Source organism: Shinella oryzae (assembly GCF_023038235.1).
Lineage (GTDB): Bacteria > Pseudomonadota > Alphaproteobacteria > Rhizobiales > Rhizobiaceae > Shinella > Shinella sumterensis.
The window spans coordinates 2,423,726-2,439,749 of record NZ_CP081987.1 but is presented as its reverse complement, the minus strand read 5'-3'; the positions used below and the strand labels follow the sequence as shown (position 1 = coordinate 2,439,749).

Annotated in this window: 14 protein-coding genes and 1 tRNA gene; 6 read left to right on the top strand and 9 right to left on the bottom strand. The window is 63.8% G+C overall.

Annotation, left to right across the window (positions count from 1 at the left end):
- Positions 1-18: 18 nt before the first annotated feature.
- Positions 19-3,360: a transglutaminase family protein gene (locus K6301_RS11945; protein ID WP_247217173.1), complete on the bottom strand. Its 3,342-nt coding sequence runs from the start codon at positions 3,358-3,360 to the stop codon at positions 19-21.
- Positions 3,361-3,483: 123 nt separating this feature from the next.
- Positions 3,484-5,319: a dihydroxy-acid dehydratase gene (gene ilvD / locus K6301_RS11940; RefSeq protein WP_247217171.1), complete on the bottom strand. Its 1,836-nt coding sequence runs from the start codon at positions 5,317-5,319 to the stop codon at positions 3,484-3,486.
- A gap of 205 nt (positions 5,320-5,524) precedes the next feature.
- Here ilvD and K6301_RS11935 point away from each other — a divergent pair, with 205 nt between their 5' ends.
- Positions 5,525-6,577, top strand: coding sequence for a GntR family transcriptional regulator (locus tag K6301_RS11935; RefSeq protein WP_247217169.1), 1,053 nt, complete (start codon positions 5,525-5,527; stop codon positions 6,575-6,577).
- Positions 6,574-6,927 (top strand): VOC family protein, encoded by a 354-nt coding sequence (locus tag K6301_RS11930; protein ID WP_247217164.1) that lies wholly within the window; start codon positions 6,574-6,576, stop codon positions 6,925-6,927. The genes K6301_RS11935 and K6301_RS11930 overlap by 4 nt, the downstream gene beginning before the upstream one ends.
- Here K6301_RS11930 and K6301_RS11925 read toward each other — a convergent pair whose 3' ends face one another.
- Positions 6,928-8,457, bottom strand: coding sequence for a UxaA family hydrolase (locus tag K6301_RS11925; RefSeq protein WP_247217161.1), 1,530 nt, complete (start codon positions 8,455-8,457; stop codon positions 6,928-6,930).
- 180 nt (positions 8,458-8,637) lie between these two features.
- Between K6301_RS11925 and K6301_RS11920 the strand changes: the two genes are divergently transcribed.
- Positions 8,638-8,778: a hypothetical protein gene (locus K6301_RS11920; protein ID WP_160871555.1), complete on the top strand. Its 141-nt coding sequence runs from the start codon at positions 8,638-8,640 to the stop codon at positions 8,776-8,778.
- A 69-nt stretch (positions 8,779-8,847) separates the two neighbouring features.
- Here the strand turns inward: K6301_RS11920 and K6301_RS11915 are convergent, their stop codons facing one another.
- The 5 genes from K6301_RS11915 to cpdR1 all read right to left on the bottom strand — a co-directional run bounded on the left by K6301_RS11915 (position 8,848) and on the right by cpdR1 (position 12,045).
- A complete protein-coding gene (locus K6301_RS11915) occupies positions 8,848-10,332 on the bottom strand; it encodes a nucleobase:cation symporter-2 family protein (RefSeq protein WP_247217159.1) in 1,485 nt (494 codons plus the stop codon).
- A gap of 299 nt (positions 10,333-10,631) precedes the next feature.
- Positions 10,632-11,084, bottom strand: coding sequence for an energy transducer TonB (locus tag K6301_RS11910; RefSeq protein ID WP_247217157.1), 453 nt, complete (start codon positions 11,082-11,084; stop codon positions 10,632-10,634).
- A 53-nt stretch (positions 11,085-11,137) separates the two neighbouring features.
- A complete protein-coding gene (locus tag K6301_RS11905) occupies positions 11,138-11,401 on the bottom strand; it encodes a hypothetical protein (protein ID WP_247217155.1) in 264 nt (87 codons plus the stop codon).
- Positions 11,402-11,512: 111 nt separating this feature from the next.
- Positions 11,513-11,587 (bottom strand) — tRNA-Val (locus tag K6301_RS11900).
- 95 nt (positions 11,588-11,682) lie between these two features.
- A complete protein-coding gene (gene cpdR1, locus K6301_RS11895; RefSeq protein WP_023512679.1) occupies positions 11,683-12,045 on the bottom strand; it encodes a response regulator CpdR1 in 363 nt (120 codons plus the stop codon).
- Between the two features lie 191 nt (positions 12,046-12,236).
- On the opposite strand from cpdR1, the gene K6301_RS11890 reads away from it, so the two are divergent.
- A complete protein-coding gene (locus tag K6301_RS11890) occupies positions 12,237-13,121 on the top strand; it encodes an N-formylglutamate amidohydrolase (protein WP_247217153.1) in 885 nt (294 codons plus the stop codon).
- Positions 13,122-13,371: 250 nt separating this feature from the next.
- Positions 13,372-14,145: a histidinol-phosphatase gene (gene hisN / locus K6301_RS11885; protein WP_247217151.1), complete on the top strand. Its 774-nt coding sequence runs from the start codon at positions 13,372-13,374 to the stop codon at positions 14,143-14,145.
- 5 nt (positions 14,146-14,150) lie between these two features.
- Here hisN and K6301_RS11880 read toward each other — a convergent pair whose 3' ends face one another.
- On the bottom strand, positions 14,151-15,113 hold the full coding sequence (locus tag K6301_RS11880) for an alpha/beta fold hydrolase (RefSeq protein ID WP_247217149.1): 963 nt from the start codon (positions 15,111-15,113) through the stop codon (positions 14,151-14,153).
- Between the two features lie 445 nt (positions 15,114-15,558).
- Here K6301_RS11880 and K6301_RS11875 point away from each other — a divergent pair, with 445 nt between their 5' ends.
- Positions 15,559-16,020, top strand: coding sequence for an Hsp20 family protein (locus K6301_RS11875; RefSeq protein WP_134645899.1), 462 nt, complete (start codon positions 15,559-15,561; stop codon positions 16,018-16,020).
- Positions 16,021-16,024 lie beyond the last annotated feature (4 nt).

The following is a 16,024-nucleotide window of genomic DNA, read 5'->3' as shown; positions in this document are numbered from 1 at the left end:
CATTCTCCTACAGGCGGTTCAAAGCCCCGGCGGCCGACGCAGATCCAGCGTCAGCGGGAAATCCGCCGACGGCGTTTCCGGCCACAGCGTATAGCCGCCCGCCCGATGACCCCACGGTTCGAATCGCGCCAGCCGGCGCGCCTCGGCCTCGTTTCCGTTTACCGGGAAGGTGTCATAGTTGCGTCCGCCGGGATGGGCAACGTGATAAATGCAGCCCCCGATCGCCCGTCGCGACCATGTATCATAAATGTCAAATGTAAGCGGTGCGTTGACGGGCAGCACCGGGTGCAGGCCGGAGGCGGGCTGCCAGGCCTTGTAGCGCACGCCGGCGACCGAAACCCCTTGCGCGCCCGCCGGTTTCAGCGGGACGGGGCGACCGTTGCAGGCGACGGTGTAGCGCGCCGGGTTCGTTGTTTCCAGCTTTACCTGGAGGCGTTCGACAGAGGAATCGACATAGCGGACCGTCCCGCCGATCGCGCCCTGTTCACCCATGACGTGCCATGGCTCCAGCGCCTGGCGCACCTCCAGGCCGACACCCTCATATTCCACCTCGCCGCAGAACGGGAAGCGGAACTCGAGCTGGGCGGCGAACCATTCGGGCCTCAGGTCGAAGCCGTTGGCGCGCAGGTCGGCCAGCACGTCGAGAAAATCCTGCCAGACATAATGCGGCAGCATGAAACGGTCGTGCAGCGTCGTGCCCCAGCGCACGAAGCCGCCTTCGGCCGGGTTCAGCCAGAAACGCGCGATCAATGCGCGGATCAGCAATTGCTGGGCAAGGCTCATGCGGGCATTGGGCGGCATTTCGAAACCGCGAAACTCCACAAGGCCCAGTCGTCCGGTCGTCCCGTCCGGCGAGAAGAGCTTGTCGATGCAGATTTCCGAGCGATGCGTGTTGCCCGTGACGTCGGTGAGCAGGTTGCGGAAGAGCCTGTCGACCAGCCACGGCAGGGGCGGCGCGCCCTGGCCGGGCGGCGGAACCTGCGCGAGCGCGATCTCCAGTTCATACAGCGAATCGTGGCGCGCCTCGTCTATGCGCGGCGCCTGGCTCGTCGGGCCGATGAAGAGACCCGAGAAGAGATAGGAAAGCGAGGGATGGCGCTGCCAGTGCAGCACGAGGCTCTTCAGCAGGTCCGGCCGGCGCAGGAACGGACTGTCGTTCGGGTTCCTGCCACCCACGACCACATGGTTTCCGCCGCCGGTGCCGGTATGGCGGCCATCGATCATGAACTTGTCGGCGCCGAGGCGTGAAAGCCGCGCCTCCTCGTAGACCGCGGTGGTAATGTCGACGCAGTCCTGCCAGTCCGACGCGGGGTGGATATTGACCTCGATGACGCCGGGGTCCGGCGCGACGCGGATGACGTTGAGGCGCTCGTCCTGCGGCGGCGCATAGCCTTCGATATGGACGGCGAGCCCCAGGCGGGTCGCCGCCTGTTCGGCGGCCGTCACCAGTTCGAGATAATCTTCCACGCGCTCGACCGGCGGCATGAAGACGCAAAGCCTGCCATCACGGGCCTCGACGCTCATGGCCGTGCGCACGGTGCCGACGATATCGCTGCGCACCTGCTCGACGCGGGCCTGTCCGGCGTCGCTCGCCTGAAACGAGGCCTCGGCCATTGCGCGGCCGCCTTCTGCCATCACTTTGCCAGTCTGGGCAAAGTCTGGCAGAGGCGGCTTCGCCTCTGAGGGATCGGCGGGGTTGATGTAGGGATAGTCCGACGGCGCAAGGTAGGGCAGCGCGCCGAGCGGCAGGCGATAGCCGACGGGGCTGTCGCCGGGCACGAGAAAGATCTTGCCGCGGCGCGTCTGCCAGCGCTCGCTGATCCAGCGCTTGCCGCTTGCCTTCGCGTTCCACGCCTGCACCGGCAGGATGTGGCCCGTCGGCTTGGTCAGGCCGCGTTCGAAGACGCGCGCGATTCGGTTACGCTCCTCGGGATCTTCGAGTTTCGAATTCGATGGGTCGACATTGTCGGGCAGGTTGCCTTCCTTGATGATCCATTCGGCAGGATCCTCGTAGGCCGGCTGGACCAGATCGGGCGCTAGACCCAGTTCCTCTGCAACGGCACTGAGGAGGGCCGCCGCCTCGGCTTCACTTACGGCCGCATCACTGCCTTCCTCCGCAATCAGGTCCGGATTATGCCAGATCGGCTTGCCGTCGCGTCGCCAGTAAAGCGAGAACGTCCAGCGCGGCAGGCTTTCGCCGGGATACCATTTGCCCTGACCGTAATGCAGGAAGCCGCCCGGCGCGAAGCGCTCGCGCAGGCGCCGGATCAGCTGATCGGCCTTTTCGCGCTTGGTGGGGCCGACGGCATCGGTATTCCATTCGCCGGATTCGAAATCGTCGATGGAAACGAAGGTCGGCTCGCCGCCCATGGTAAGACGCACGTCGTTTGCCGCCAGCACGCCGTCCACATCGCGGCCAAGCGCATTCAATGCTTCCCAGCTTTCTTCGGAGAAGGGCTTCGTGATGCGCGGATGCTCGGCCACGCGGTCCACCGTCATGGCGAAATCGAATGTGGTGTTCGCCTCGCCGAAATAGCCGCCGCTGATCGGGGCTGCGTTGCGGTAGTGCGGCGTCGCGGCAAGCGGTATGTGGCTCTCGCCGGTCAGCAGGCCGGATGTCGGGTCGAGGCCGATCCAGCCCGCGCCGGGCAGATAGACTTCGCACCAGGCATGCAGGTCCGTGAAATCGACTTCGGTGCCGGAAGGGCCGTCAAGCGCCTTCAGGTCCGGCGTCAGCTGGATGAGGTAGCCGGAGACGAAGCGGGCCGCAAAGCCGAGATTGCGCAGGATCTGCACGAGCAGCCAGCTCGAATCGCGGCACGAGCCCAGGCCGATCTCCAGCGTCTCCTCCGGCGTCTGTACGCCCGGCTCCATGCGGATGACATAGCCGATCGTCTGCTGGAGGCGCGCGTTCAGGCCGACGACCATGTCCACCGTGCGCTGCCCGGGCGTGCGGTCGACCGTCGCCATGAAGGCTTCGAGCGCCGGGCCCATGGGCTCAGGGGTCCGGTAGATCTCGAGATCTTCGCGCAGGTCTTCCGGATAGTCGAACGGCCAGTGCTCCGCCTGCTCCTCGACGAAGAAGTCGAAGGGATTGTAGACGGTCATGTCGGCGACGAGGTCGACCTCGATCTTCAGTTCGGTGACCGGATCGGGAAAGACGTAGCGGGCAAGGTAATTGCCGTATGGGTCCTGCTGCAGGTTTACGAAGTGGTTTTCGGGCGAGACCTTCAGCGCGTGGCTGATGACCTTGGTCTTGGAATGCGCCGCCGGCTTCAGCCGGATGATCTGGGGTCCGAGGCGGACCGGTTTATCGTAGATGTAATGGGTTAGGTGGTAGATACCGGCCTTGATCGACATGCGCGCTCTTATTCCCCTCGGGCGGTCTCATGCCGCCATCGAGAGGATTTTGTGCGTTGCGAAGAAAGATTGCAAGCAGGATCGCAGCCGGGCGCGAGCGAAAGCCGCGCGCCCGGGAAAACCTTATTCCGGCAGGATGCGCACGGCGCCCTTGTCGGCGCTCGCGGCGAAGGCGGCATAGGCCTTCAGCGCGGTCGTGACATTGCGCTTGCGCGGCGCCGCCGGCTTCCAGCCGAGCTTGTCCTGCTCGGCGCGGCGCGCGGCGAGTTCGGCTTCCGGAACCGCGAGGTTGATCGTGCGGTTGGGGATGTCGATCTCGATCAGGTCGCCCTGGCGCACGAGGCCGATGGCGCCGCCCTGGGCTGCCTCGGGCGAGGCATGGCCGATCGACAGGCCGGACGTGCCGCCGGAGAAGCGGCCATCGGTGATCAGTGCGCAGGCCTTGCCGAGGCCCTTCGATTTCAGGTAGCTCGTCGGATAGAGCATTTCCTGCATGCCCGGGCCGCCCTTCGGGCCTTCGTAGCGGATGACGACGACATCGCCCGCTTTCACCTCGTTGCCGAGAATGCCCTTCACCGCCGCGTCCTGGCTTTCATAGACGACGGCCGGGCCGGAGAATTTCAGGATCGATTCATCGACGCCGGCGGTCTTCACGATGCAGCCGTCGAGCGCGATGTTGCCCGAGAGGACGGCGAGGCCGCCATCCTTGGAGAACGGGTGCTCCACGGAGCGGATGACGCCCTTTTCGCCGTCCGTGTCCAGCTCGTCCCAACGGGCTTCCTGGCTGAAGGCGACCTGGGTCGGGATGCCGCCCGGTGCGGCGCGGAAGAAGGTGCGCACGGTCTCGCTGGTGGTGCGGGTGATGTCCCAGCGGTCGATGGCGTCGCCCAGCGTTTCGGCATGCACGGTCGGCGTATCGCGGTGGATGAGGCCGCCGCGTTCCAGTTCGCCGAGAATGCGCATGATGCCGCCGGCGCGGTGCACGTCTTCCATGTGCACGTCCTGCTTGGCGGGCGCGACCTTGGAAAGGCAGGGAACCCGGCGCGACAGGGCGTCGATGTCGTCGAGATCGAAGTCGATCCCGCCCTCATAAGCGGCGGCGAGGATATGCAGAACCGTGTTGGTCGAACCGCCCATGGCGATATCGAGCGACATGGCGTTCTCGAAAGCCTTCTTGTTGGCGACGTTGCGCGGCAGGATGCTCTCGTCCTCCTGCTCGTAATAGCGGCGGGCGAGATCGACGATCAGGTGGCCGGCCTCGACGAAGAGGCGCTTGCGGTCGGCGTGGGTTGCCAGCGTCGAGCCGTTGCCCGGCAGCGAAAGGCCGAGTGCCTCGGTCAGACAGTTCATCGAGTTGGCCGTGAACATGCCCGAGCACGAGCCGCAGGTCGGGCAGGCGGAGCGCTCGATGACCTTGACGTCCTCGTCCGAAACCTTGTCGTCGGCGGCGGCCACCATGGCGTCGACGAGGTCGAGCGCGTGGGTCTTGCCGTGCAGCACGACTTTGCCGGCTTCCATCGGGCCGCCGGAGACGAAGACCGCGGGGATGTTGAGGCGCATGGCGGCATTCAGCATGCCGGGCGTGATCTTGTCGCAGTTGGAGATGCAGACCATCGCGTCGGCGCAATGCGCATTGACCATGTACTCGACCGAGTCTGCGATGATTTCGCGCGACGGCAGCGAATAGAGCATGCCGTCATGGCCCATGGCGATGCCGTCGTCCACGGCGATCGTGTTGAATTCCTTTGCGACACCGCCGGCCTTCTCGATCTCGCGGGCGACGAGCTGGCCGAGGTCCTTGAGATGCACATGGCCGGGCACGAACTGGGTGAAGGAGTTCACCACCGCAATGATCGGCTTGCCGAAATCCGAGTCCTTCATGCCCGTCGCGCGCCAGAGGCCGCGGGCACCGGCCATGTTGCGGCCGTGGGTGGTGGTTCGGGAGCGATATGCGGGCATGGTCAGTTCCTCGGAGATGGACGCGGCTGGCATATGGGGCCTTGGCGGCCGCATTGCGAGCCTTGAGAGGGTTCCCTAGCGCAAAACACCCCGCGCGTCACGAAAGGAATGATGATTTTTTGACGGCGCGGCGCAATTTCCTTGCCGGTGGCGGGCTCGGTGCTGACCGTTGTCGGCATGGTGCATTCGTGGCATGGTCCGCGCCATGAACGACAGCAGTCAGGGTTTGGCCGAGGCCGGCGGAGAAGGCGTGGAGACGGCGCTCGACAAGAGCCCTCTCTACCTGCGTATTCGCGACGTGCTGGCCGACGCGATCTCCGGCGGGCGCCTGCCGAAAGGCGCGCTCCTGCTGGAGGGGCCGGTCGCAACGCTCTTTGCCTCCACCCGCACACCGGTGCGCCAGGCGCTCGCCCTTCTCGAAGAGGGGGGAATGGTGCGCCGGTTCGACGGGCGTGGATTCCTGGTCGGACAGGGCCGCACCGGTCCGAAACGGGTGACGCTGACGGCCGACATGCTGGGCCTTGACGAGGAGGCGCCGGCGCTGCGCAAGGCGCCGGGCTGGGAGGCGATCTACGAGAGCCTAGAACGGGAGATGGTGCACCTCTCCGTCTTCGGCCGCTACCGCATCAACGAGGTGGAGCTTGCGCGTGCCCGGGGCGTGGGCCGGCAGGTGGCGCGCGATGCGCTGATGCGGCTGGAAGCGCTCGGGATCGTCGAGAAGGACGAGCGCATGCGCTGGACGCTGGTCCCGCTCGACGAACAGCGCATGCGCGACCTGCATGCCATCCGTGTCGCGCTGGAGCCCGTCGCATTGCTGCAGGCGGCGCCCCTCATTCCGCCCGCTGACCGGAAGGCGATGACGGAGCGGCTGGAGGAGGCTTTGGCCGTCTATCCCGCCCTGTCCGTCGAGGCGATGGACGATCTGGAAACGGACCTGCACATCACCTGCCTCGGCTATTGCCCGAACCGTGAACTGCTGATCGCGTTGCGCCGCGCCCATTTCATGCTGAATGTCAGCAAGCACGTCATCGGCGTCTCGCACCGCATGCCCGAAGACGAGCCCTTCATCGCCGAGCATCTCGCGGTGTTCCGTGCGCTCGACGTCGAGGATTTCGCCCGGGCGGCCGAGACACTGCGCCATCATATCGTGGTCTCGCTGCCCAAGGTGATCGGCCGGGTTGCGGAACTGCGCGGGGTGCATCGGCCGGACATGCCGGCCTATGCGACGCCGGTGGCGCGCGCCGGGGAACCCGCATGAAGGTGAAGCGCATCGTCGCCAATATCGCGACGACCGATCCCGCATTGGTGGCCGGCTTCTACAAGGATGTGCTGGGGCTGGACCTGCTGATGGATCACGGCTGGATCGTCACCTATGGCAACGAAAACCCGACATCGCCGCAGGTGAGCTTCGCCTGCGAAGGCGGTTCCGGTACGCCGGTGCCGGCGCTTTCGGTCGAGGTGGATGATGTGGAGGCCGCGTATCTGGCTGCTTGCGCGGGCGGTCATGCCATCGAGTACGGGCCGGTGGACGAGCCCTGGGGCGTGCGCCGCTTCTTCGTGCGCGATCCCGCCGGCACGCTGGTCAATATCGTCATGCACACGCGATGATCAGGTGATCGCGCCGACCTGCCAGGGCACGAATTCGTTGTCGCCGTAATCGAAGGCCTCGCTCGCCGTCTTGCGTCCGGATGCGGTTTCGATGACGAATTCGAAAATACGGCGGCCAGCCTCTTCGATCGTCTCGCTGCCATCGACGATCGTGCCGCAGTTGATATCCATGTCGTCCTTGATGTGCTCGTACATGGGCGTGTTCGTGGCGATCTTGATGCAGGGCGCCGGCTTGTAGCCGGAGACCGAGCCGCGGCCCGTGGTGAAGGCGACGAGATTGCAGCCACCGGCGATCTGCCCGGTAACGGCTGCCGGATCGTAGCCGGGCGTATCCATGAAGACGAAGCCCGGCTCCGTCACCTCCTCGGCATATTCATAGACGGCGTTGAGCGGCATGGAGCCGCCCTTGGCGACCGCGCCGAGCGATTTTTCGAGAATGGTCGTCAGGCCGCCGGCCTTGTTGCCGAAAGAGGGGTTGTTGTTGAGTTCGGCATCGTTGCGCGCCGTATAATCGCGCCACCAGTCGATGCGCGACAGGAGTTTTTCCGCGACTTCCGGCCGGGCGGCGCGGCGGGTCAGCAGGTGTTCGGCGCCATAGATTTCGGGTGTTTCGGAAAGCACCGTCGTCGCGCCCTCCTTTACGAGAAGGTCGGAGGCGACGCCGAGGGCGGGGTTGGCGGAGATGCCCGAGTAACCGTCCGATCCACCGCATTCGAGCGCGAGCTTGATGCCCGACAGCGGTTGCGGTGTTCGGCGGATGCGGCCGACATCCGGCAGCATGTCGTCGATCATCTCGCAGGCCGCCTCGATGGTCTTGCGCGTGCCGCCCTGGTTCTGGATCATCATGGTGCGGAAGGTCTTGCCTTCCTCAAGGCCGGCCTCTTCCACGAGCGGCCCATATTGAAAGGTCTCGCAACCGAGACCGATCATCAGGATGCCGCCGAAATTCGGATTGCGCGCATAGCCCTTGAAGGTGCGGGTGAGAATGCGCCCGCCCTCGGACTTGAGGTTCAGCGCGCAGCCGCCGCCATAGGTGAGCGCCACCACGCCATCGATATTGTCGTGGCCGGCCTCGCGGAACCGGCGGGCATAATGCTCGGCCACGTAGCGCGAGACCGTGGCGGAACAGTTCACCGTCGAGAGGATGCCGATATAGTTGCGGGTCCCGATGCGGCCGTTGCCGCGATCGAAGCCATCGAAGGTGCGCCGCTGCTCCTGCGGCACCATGACAGCAGGTGCATTGTCCACGCAGAATTCATGCTTCAGCGCTAGGTCGAGGATGGCGAGGTTCTGCAGATGCACATGTTCGCCGGGCTGGATGGCTTTCGTCGCATAGCCGATGATCTGGCCGTATTTCAGCACCGGCGCGCCTTCGGCGATATGTGAGATCGCAACCTTGTGGCCGCGCGGAATGCGCTCGGCGGCGACCACGCCGTTCACCAGCGCCCGGCCGGCATCGACATTGGCCGGCACGACGCCGACATTGTCTTTCGCGTTGAGTACGAGCACGGCGGGAAGGTCGGCAATCATCGCAGTTCCTCTGTTGCGTCTGCGCATTATGCACTTTGCCGGCAAAAGTCAATATTGCTGGCCGCCCCGTCGCGACGGTGTGTGGAGTATCGGCCGGCCCGATGCTTTCGCTGTGCTGCGGCGGTGGACGGATGCCGCCCGAGCGCCTATGTGTTTTGCGTACACCAGAAGGAGAGGTCCATGCGTCCCATCATCGGCGTCATCGCCGCCGCTTTTGCCGTTCTGTCGCTTGCGGGTTGCAACACGACGTCGTCGGCCGACAACACCACCTATGCACGCCCGCCGGTTTCGGACGGTGGCGTGCGGGTTCCGCTGAACTGATCATTCGATCACGACAATAGAAAAGCCGGCCCGCGATGAACGGGCCGGCTTTCTTTTTCGACTCATGGTTCAGTGGCTGTCGGCGAGCCTCGCGGCATCGATCGCCGAGGCCTGTTCGAAGCGCACGCCGTTGAAGAAGGCGTTGAGAACCACGGCGGCGATGGAAGCGAGCACGATGCCCGATTCGATGATCGGGTGGATCGCATGCGGCATCCACATCAGGTAGTTCGGCGCCAAAAGCGGGATCAGGCCGAAGCCGACGGACACCGCGACGATGAACAGGTTGTTGCGCGAGGACTTGAAGTCCACCGTCGAGAGGATGCGCACGCCCGTTGCCGCGACCATGCCGAACATCACCAGTCCTGCGCCGCCCAGAACGAATGTGGGCACGGCTTCCACCAGCGCGCCCATCTTCGGGATGAGCCCGAGCACGATCATGATGACGCCGCCGGCCACGCAGACATGGCGGCTCTTCACGCCGGTGACGCCGACGAGGCCGACATTCTGCGAGAAGCTCGTATAGGGGAAGGTGTTGAACAGGCCGCCGATCATGGTGCCGATGCCGTCGACGCGCAGGCCTGCCGTCAGTTGTTGCTGCGAAACCTGCCGGCCGGTGATTTCGCCGAGCGCCAGGAACATGCCGGTCGATTCGATCATGACCACGATCATCACGAGCGTCATGGTGGCGATCAGCACGGGATCGAAAATCGGCATGCCGAAATGCAGCGGGGTGACGACCGCAAACCAGCCGGCATCCGACACGCGGTCGAAATGCATCATGCCGAGGATGGATGCGGCGAGACAGCCGATGATCACCCCGCAGAGCACCGCGATATTGCTGATGAGTCCGCGGCCGAAACGGGCGATCAGCAGGATGGAGACGAGCACCAGCGCCGAAAGCGCGATATGGCCCGGCTCGGCATAGATCGGGTTTGGAACGCTCGGCGCGAGCGCCAGGCCATCCGGCACGGCCGGGCCGCCGGTTTCGGCGAGCGTCTTCATCTGGGCAAGCCATTCGCTATGGGCAGGGTCCACCAGCTTGGGGGCGGTGGGTCCGAAGGGATTGCCGAAGATCCAGTTGATGCCCACGCGCATCAGCGAAACGCCGATGACGAGAATGATCGTGCCCGTCACGATGGGCGGAAAGAAGCGCAGCAGTCGGCCCATGACCGGGGCAAGAAGCAAGGCAATGAAGCCGGCACCGATGATGGCGCCGAAGATCATGCGCGCGCCCTCCGTGCCGGGGAAGGCATTGGCCATGGAGACCATGGGCCCGACGGAGGCGAAGGTCACGCCCATCATGACGGGCAGGCGGATGCCGACATGACGTCCGAAGCCGAGGGACTGGATGATGGTAACGATGCCGCAGACGAAAAGGTCGGCGGAGATGAGGAAGGCGACGTCCTGCGGGCTGAGCTGCAAGGCGCGTCCGACGATCAGCGGCACAGCGACCGCGCCGCCATACATGACGAGCACATGCTGGATGCCGAGTGTGGCGAGCCTGCCCGTGGGCAACCTCTCATCCACGGGATGTATGCTGGATGCGTCGCTCATGGATACTCCTCCTATCACGTCGACCCCTCATGTCCCGTCCTCCAACGGGAGGGGGCATCTTTGGGAGCCGCGGTGCGGGCTGCAAGTATAGGCGGGCGATAAACACTTTACGGATTTCCGGGGTAATCCCGCACAGGCGGATCCACCGGAAACACGATGCACTGCTGAAATTCCATTTTTGCTTCAAGTGCTTGCGTGACTGTCGAGCCTGTCGCGCAAGCTGTATGCGATGCTATTTGAACGTCAAAGATCGCGTGCCGTCAACTTTTTCCTGCACTGCACAACTGTCTTGCCGAACATTACTCGGCCGCGGCGGGCGGGGCCGGTTCGGACAGCGTGTCGGCCGTTTCCGGCTTCTTCAGCTTCAGAATGATTGGCGCGAGCAGCGATACCGGCTCGTCTCCCATATCAGGCGTAAAGGTTGGGAAGGGCGCGGCACGATTGGCCATGTCGATGGCCACCGCATCCAGTTCGGGATGACCTGACGATGTGACGATGCGAATATCGGAGACCTTGCCATCGGGTGAAATCGTAAACCCGACGCTGGCCTGGAAATCACCGTCCAGACCGAGCTCGCGCGCTTTCATCACGGCAAGCGCGCTCTGGCGCTTGATCTTCGCGCCGACCGCCTGCGACCAGTCCTTCTTGTCGCTGGGAGCGGGGCGTTGCGACTTTGTATCCTGTGCGAAGGCGGGAGGAGAAAGCGAAATGGCCGCTGCGGCGAAGGCCGCTAGAATGAAACGTGTCGTCATGTCATCCTCGTTGTCCGGTGGACCATCGGTGGTGGCGACGAGCGTTCAATGCGTCATTCCTTCATGTCTCCGGCCTTCATGTCGCCGGCCTTCATGTCGCCGGATGGCTGCGCAGCTTTCAGCGCCTCGTCGGCGGCGTCGATCGCCTCGGCCTTGCTTGCGGCCGCGCGCGCTTCCGCATCCGCCTGTTCCTTGGCGGTACGTTCAGCATATCCACCCTGCGCGCGCTCTCCAATAGTCGGCGCGAAATCGACCGTCAGCATGGCCAGGAAGAGGGTGGCGGCGATGACCGCGATGAGCCAGACGGAAAGCCGCATGCGAACTCCGTTGCGCGTTGCCGGTCTCTCGGAAATGGGGTTGCGGGCCACCCCGTCTTCAAACCCGCAAAAACAAAAAAGCCCTGTGAAAACAGGGCCTTTTGGATCGAATGGTGGGCGTGACAGGGATTGAACCTGTGACCCCTACGATGTCAACGTAGTGCTCTCCCGCTGAGCTACACGCCCGTTCGATGAGGCGCATAGACCACAAAACATCCGGCGGCGTCAATAGGCTTTTTGAAGCTTTTTTTACGTGCCGTTTTCGTGGTCTTTTCCGTGGCTTAGGCCGCCAGCATCTTGTTGACCTCTTCCACGAGATCACGCAGGTGGAAGGGCTTGGAGAGCACCTTGGCGTCCTTCGGAGCCTTGGAATCCGGGTTCAGGGCAACAGCGGCAAAGCCGGTGATGAACATGACCTTGAGGTCCGGATCGAGCTCGGTCGCGCGGCGCGCCAGTTCGATACCGTCCATTTCCGGCATCACGATATCGGTCAGGAGAAGCGAAAAGGGTTCTTCGCGAAGCCGGTCATAAGCGCTGGCGCCGTTGTCATAGGACAGCACCTGATAGCCCGCCTTTTCGAGCGCCTTTACGAGGAAGCGGCGCATGTCGTTGTCGTCTTCTGCGAGGAGAATCTTTGGTGTCATGGGAATTCGGGAACCATTGCTGAGGTTATCTGCCCGCGGACGGGCGCTGTTGCTACAAGATCGTATTCCGGTAAATATCCGGTGAATGGGCCAGGACAAGCCCCATCCAGATGCCATCGAGTATGGACACGGCCCAAGCCCGCTGGCAACATGGGCGACGCAATGACTTTCAGGCATGGTAAAGGACGGCAATGGCGGAGGCTTTCAGCGAAATCAGCCACTTCGAAGTGCTGGAGCCGGTTTCGCAGAGCGTGCCCCTCGTTTTCAACTCGCCGCATAGCGGGCGACGTTATCCACAGGACTTCCTCGCCCGCTCGCGTCTCGACGCCCTCGGCATCCGCCGGTCGGAAGACCATTATGTCGACCAGCTCTTCTCCGTCGCTCCCGCACTGGGCGCGCCCATGCTCGTGGCGCACTTTCCGCGCGCCTGGCTCGATGTGAACCGCGAGCCCTATGAGCTCGATCCACGCATGTTCGACGGGCCGCTGCCCTCCTATGCCAATATCAGCTCCATCCGCGTCGCGGGCGGGCTCGGCACGGTGCCGCGGGTCGTGGCGGAGAACATGGAGATCTACAAAGGCCGTCTGCCGCTGGAAGAAGCGCTCGATCGGGTGGAAACCGTCTACAAGCCCTACCATGCCTGCCTGCGTCGCCTCGTGGTGCGAACGCATGTCGCCTTCGGCTTCGCCGTGTTGATCGATTGCCATTCCATGCCCGGCAATATCCGCGTTTCGGGCTCGGGCCTGCGGCCGGACTTCATCATCGGCGACCGGTATGGCACCAGCGCCTCCGGGGACCTGTCGCGCGTCGCCATGCGGCTGCTCGATGACATGGGATTTTCCGTCGTGCGCAACAAGCCCTATGCCGGCGGCTTCATCACCGAGCATTATGGCCGGCCGGCCAAAGGGCTGCATGCATTGCAGATCGAGGTGAACCGCGGGCTCTATATCGACGAGACGACGCTGGAGAAGAAACCCGACTTCCTGGTGCTTCAGACGGCCATCTCCGCCTTCCTTCAGGACTTTTCGGATTACGTCGAGGAATATGCGGCCGACCGGTCGCTGGCGGCGGAATAGGCCCTGTTTCCTCTCAAAAAAAACCGCGCTTGTGGCGCGGTTCAAGTCTAGGGAGGAAACACCCAAGGAGGGTATTACAGCCACAAGTGACTGCCAGAAGACCCTAATATTGCGCTGCACAAATGTCAAGTGCAACTGCGAAGAATTCAGCGCTTCGAACAACCGGGCCGACAGGCCGAGATTCTCCCCGGTTTCGTTTTGCGTTCCGATGTTTTATGGGGAGAGAGTTTCCTTCGCTTGAGAGAATTCCATGCTACCTGACCGTGCTTTTTTCGACCTTCTCGCCGAAGCGGCCAAGAAGGAAACCCTTCCGCGTTTCCGTGTCGGCGCCGATGTGGTCAACAAGGAAGCCGGCGGCTTCGATCCGGTGACGGAAGGCGACCGCGCCGCCGAAACCGCGATCCGCGCGCTGATCGAGCAGCATTTTCCCGAACACGGCATCCTCGGCGAGGAGCACGGCTCCGTCGGTCTCGACCGCGAATATGTCTGGGTGATCGATCCCATCGACGGCACCCGCGCCTTCATTTCCGGCGTGCCGGTCTGGGGCACGCTGATCGGCCTCTACCGCAACGGCGATGCCGTGATGGGGCTGGTCGACCAGCCCTTTACGGGTGAGCGCTATTTCGCTGACGGCAAGGCGGCGCATTATGCCGGCCCTGACGGCAGCAAGACCCTGTCCACCCGTCCGTGCGCCAGCCTTGCCGATGCGATCATGTTCACGACCTCGCCGCATCTCTTTACCGGCGACAGGCAGGCCAGCTTCGAGGCCGTCCAGGACAAGGTCCGCCTCTTCCGCTACGGCGTGGACTGCTACGCCTATGCGCTGCTGGCGGCCGGCCATGTCGACCTCGTCGTGGAATGCGGGCTGAAACCCTACGATGTCGGCGGCCTCATCCCCGTCATCGAGCAGGCGGGCGGCATCATCACGGCCTGGGATGGCGGGCCGGCGGAGCGCGGCGGGGAGATCATCGCCGCCGGAAGCCGCGCAGTCTATGACGAGGCGATCGCGCTGCTCCGCGGCTGAGCGGTTCAGGCGCCGAGGCTGGTATCCTCGGCGTCGCTGCCGGGAATGAATGCCTCGATGGCCGCCAGCACCTGGGCGCGATAGCGGTCGGCCTCCTGAAACAGTTCATGCCGTGCGCCGTCGATTTCGATCAGGCGTCCGGCGCGGAAGATGCGGGCAAGATGTCCGACAGCCGCGCGGGGCACGAGCGCATCGGAGGTCGCGCAGAGCAACAGCGTGGGGATGCGGATGCGGGTGAGGTGATCCTGCCGCGTCACCTTCGTCATCGTCGTCAGCGCCTGGTTGAGCCAGCGCGCGGTCGGCCAGCTGATCGACAATTCCGGATGCTCCGCGACGATGGCGAGATTGCGCTGGAAACGACGCTCGTCCGATGTGACGATATTGCGCGGAAAATCGAGACCGGGATCGCCCTTGCGGAAGGTGCGCTTGCCAAGGCCGGACCAGGAGGCGAGCCGCGCGATGATCGAAATCTTGCGCTGGCTCATCGTCTGTCCGTCGAGCGCGATGAAGGGCGAGGCCAGCACCATGCGTTCGATGCGGTTTTCCAGGCTCGGCGCCTGCGAGAGCGCAACCAGCGCGCCCGTCGAGTGGGCAACGATGAAGAAGGGCAGGCGGGCGTCCGGCAGCACGATCTTTTCAAGAAAGAGCGAGAGGTCCGCCTCATAGTCGGAAAAGCGTGCGACATGCCCGGCCCGGTTGCCTGCGATCAGGCGGTCCGAGCCGCCCTGGCCGCGCCAGTCGAATGTCGCGACCCACAGGCCGCGGGCGGTGAGGTCGTTGATCGTCTCGAAATATTTCTCGATGCATTCGCTGCGGCCCTGCAAAAGCACGACCGTGCCTTTCGCCTCCCGCGTGCCGGAGCGAAACACGGCGTAACGGATCTTCACGCCGCCGCGGCCTTCGAGAAAACCGGCAAAATGGTTCTCGGGAACGGGATTGTCGGTGCTGGCGTGGAGGATCGAATCCATCGGGCAGGCAGTCTCGAGGTTGCTACGGGATGGATAGGCGCTTGGTCTTGAGCCGTCAAAGAAAAAAGCCGGATGCATGTGGCAACGGGGGTGGCACACATGCAGCCGGCACAATTTAACCAGGGCGGAAGGGACGTTGCACCCCGGTCTTCGAAAGCTTTCGCTTCCGATGTTGCCTTTCTAGCAGGGCCAAGCTGAACGGTATCCGAAGTGCGCGTTCATCCGCCGTTCATGCCGGAAAAAAATCGGATAGCGGCCTTCGAGGCCGCGGCAACCTCTTGAACGGGCCAAAAACCGTTCCCATCTCATCGTCACGGGCGCCGAAAGGGCCCGTCGAGGTCTTCGTCGCCAGAATGGGGCGCGGACCGGATGAACCGGGCTGACCCTTCGGAAATCAGGGGCAGCTTTCAGAAAGATCGCAACCGTTGCTCTGAAGGAGGACACCATGCGTCACGTCGATTTCTCCCCCCTCTACCGTTCCACCGTCGGTTTCGACCGTCTTTTCACCATGCTCGACAGTCTCGGCCAGCCTGACCAGGCCCAGACCTACCCGCCCTACAATATCGAGCGCACCGGCGAAGATACCTACCGCATCACCATGGCCGTTGCCGGCTTCGATGAAAGCGAGCTTTCGATCGAGGCACGCGAACATGCGCTGACGGTCAAGGGTGAAAAGAAAGACGAAACGGCTGATGACAGCCAGTATCTCTATCGCGGCATTGCCAAGCGCGCCTTCGAGCGCCGCTTCCAGCTCGCCGATCATGTGGAAGTGCGCGCCGCTTCGCTGAAGAACGGCCTTCTCCACATCGATCTCCTTCGCGAGATTCCGGAAGCCGCCAAGCCGCGCCGGATCGAGATTGCGGCCGTCAACCGCGAAACCAAGCAGATCGAAGCCCAGAGCAACTAAGCCG

What these genes read in the sequence shown, in the direction of transcription:
- K6301_RS11935 (WP_247217169.1), top strand. Translation starts at nt 5,525, where the DNA reads ATGAACGACAGCAGTCAGGGTTTGGCCGAGGCCGGCGGAGAAGGCGTG.
- K6301_RS11915 (WP_247217159.1), bottom strand. Translation starts at nt 10,332, where the DNA reads ATGAGCGACGCATCCAGCATACATCCCGTGGATGAGAGGTTGCCCACG.
- K6301_RS11880 (WP_247217149.1), bottom strand. Translation starts at nt 15,113, where the DNA reads ATGGATTCGATCCTCCACGCCAGCACCGACAATCCCGTTCCCGAGAAC.
- K6301_RS11875 (WP_134645899.1), top strand. Translation starts at nt 15,559, where the DNA reads ATGCGTCACGTCGATTTCTCCCCCCTCTACCGTTCCACCGTCGGTTTC.
- hisN (WP_247217151.1), top strand. Translation starts at nt 13,372, where the DNA reads ATGCTACCTGACCGTGCTTTTTTCGACCTTCTCGCCGAAGCGGCCAAG.
- K6301_RS11910 (WP_247217157.1), bottom strand. Translation starts at nt 11,084, where the DNA reads ATGACGACACGTTTCATTCTAGCGGCCTTCGCCGCAGCGGCCATTTCG.
- K6301_RS11945 (WP_247217173.1), bottom strand. Translation starts at nt 3,360, where the DNA reads ATGTCGATCAAGGCCGGTATCTACCACCTAACCCATTACATCTACGAT.
- K6301_RS11905 (WP_247217155.1), bottom strand. Translation starts at nt 11,401, where the DNA reads ATGCGGCTTTCCGTCTGGCTCATCGCGGTCATCGCCGCCACCCTCTTC.
- cpdR1 (WP_023512679.1), bottom strand. Translation starts at nt 12,045, where the DNA reads ATGACACCAAAGATTCTCCTCGCAGAAGACGACAACGACATGCGCCGC.
- K6301_RS11890 (WP_247217153.1), top strand. Translation starts at nt 12,237, where the DNA reads ATGGCGGAGGCTTTCAGCGAAATCAGCCACTTCGAAGTGCTGGAGCCG.
- ilvD (WP_247217171.1), bottom strand. Translation starts at nt 5,319, where the DNA reads ATGCCCGCATATCGCTCCCGAACCACCACCCACGGCCGCAACATGGCC.
- K6301_RS11930 (WP_247217164.1), top strand. Translation starts at nt 6,574, where the DNA reads ATGAAGGTGAAGCGCATCGTCGCCAATATCGCGACGACCGATCCCGCA.
- K6301_RS11920 (WP_160871555.1), top strand. Translation starts at nt 8,638, where the DNA reads ATGCGTCCCATCATCGGCGTCATCGCCGCCGCTTTTGCCGTTCTGTCG.
- K6301_RS11925 (WP_247217161.1), bottom strand. Translation starts at nt 8,457, where the DNA reads ATGATTGCCGACCTTCCCGCCGTGCTCGTACTCAACGCGAAAGACAAT.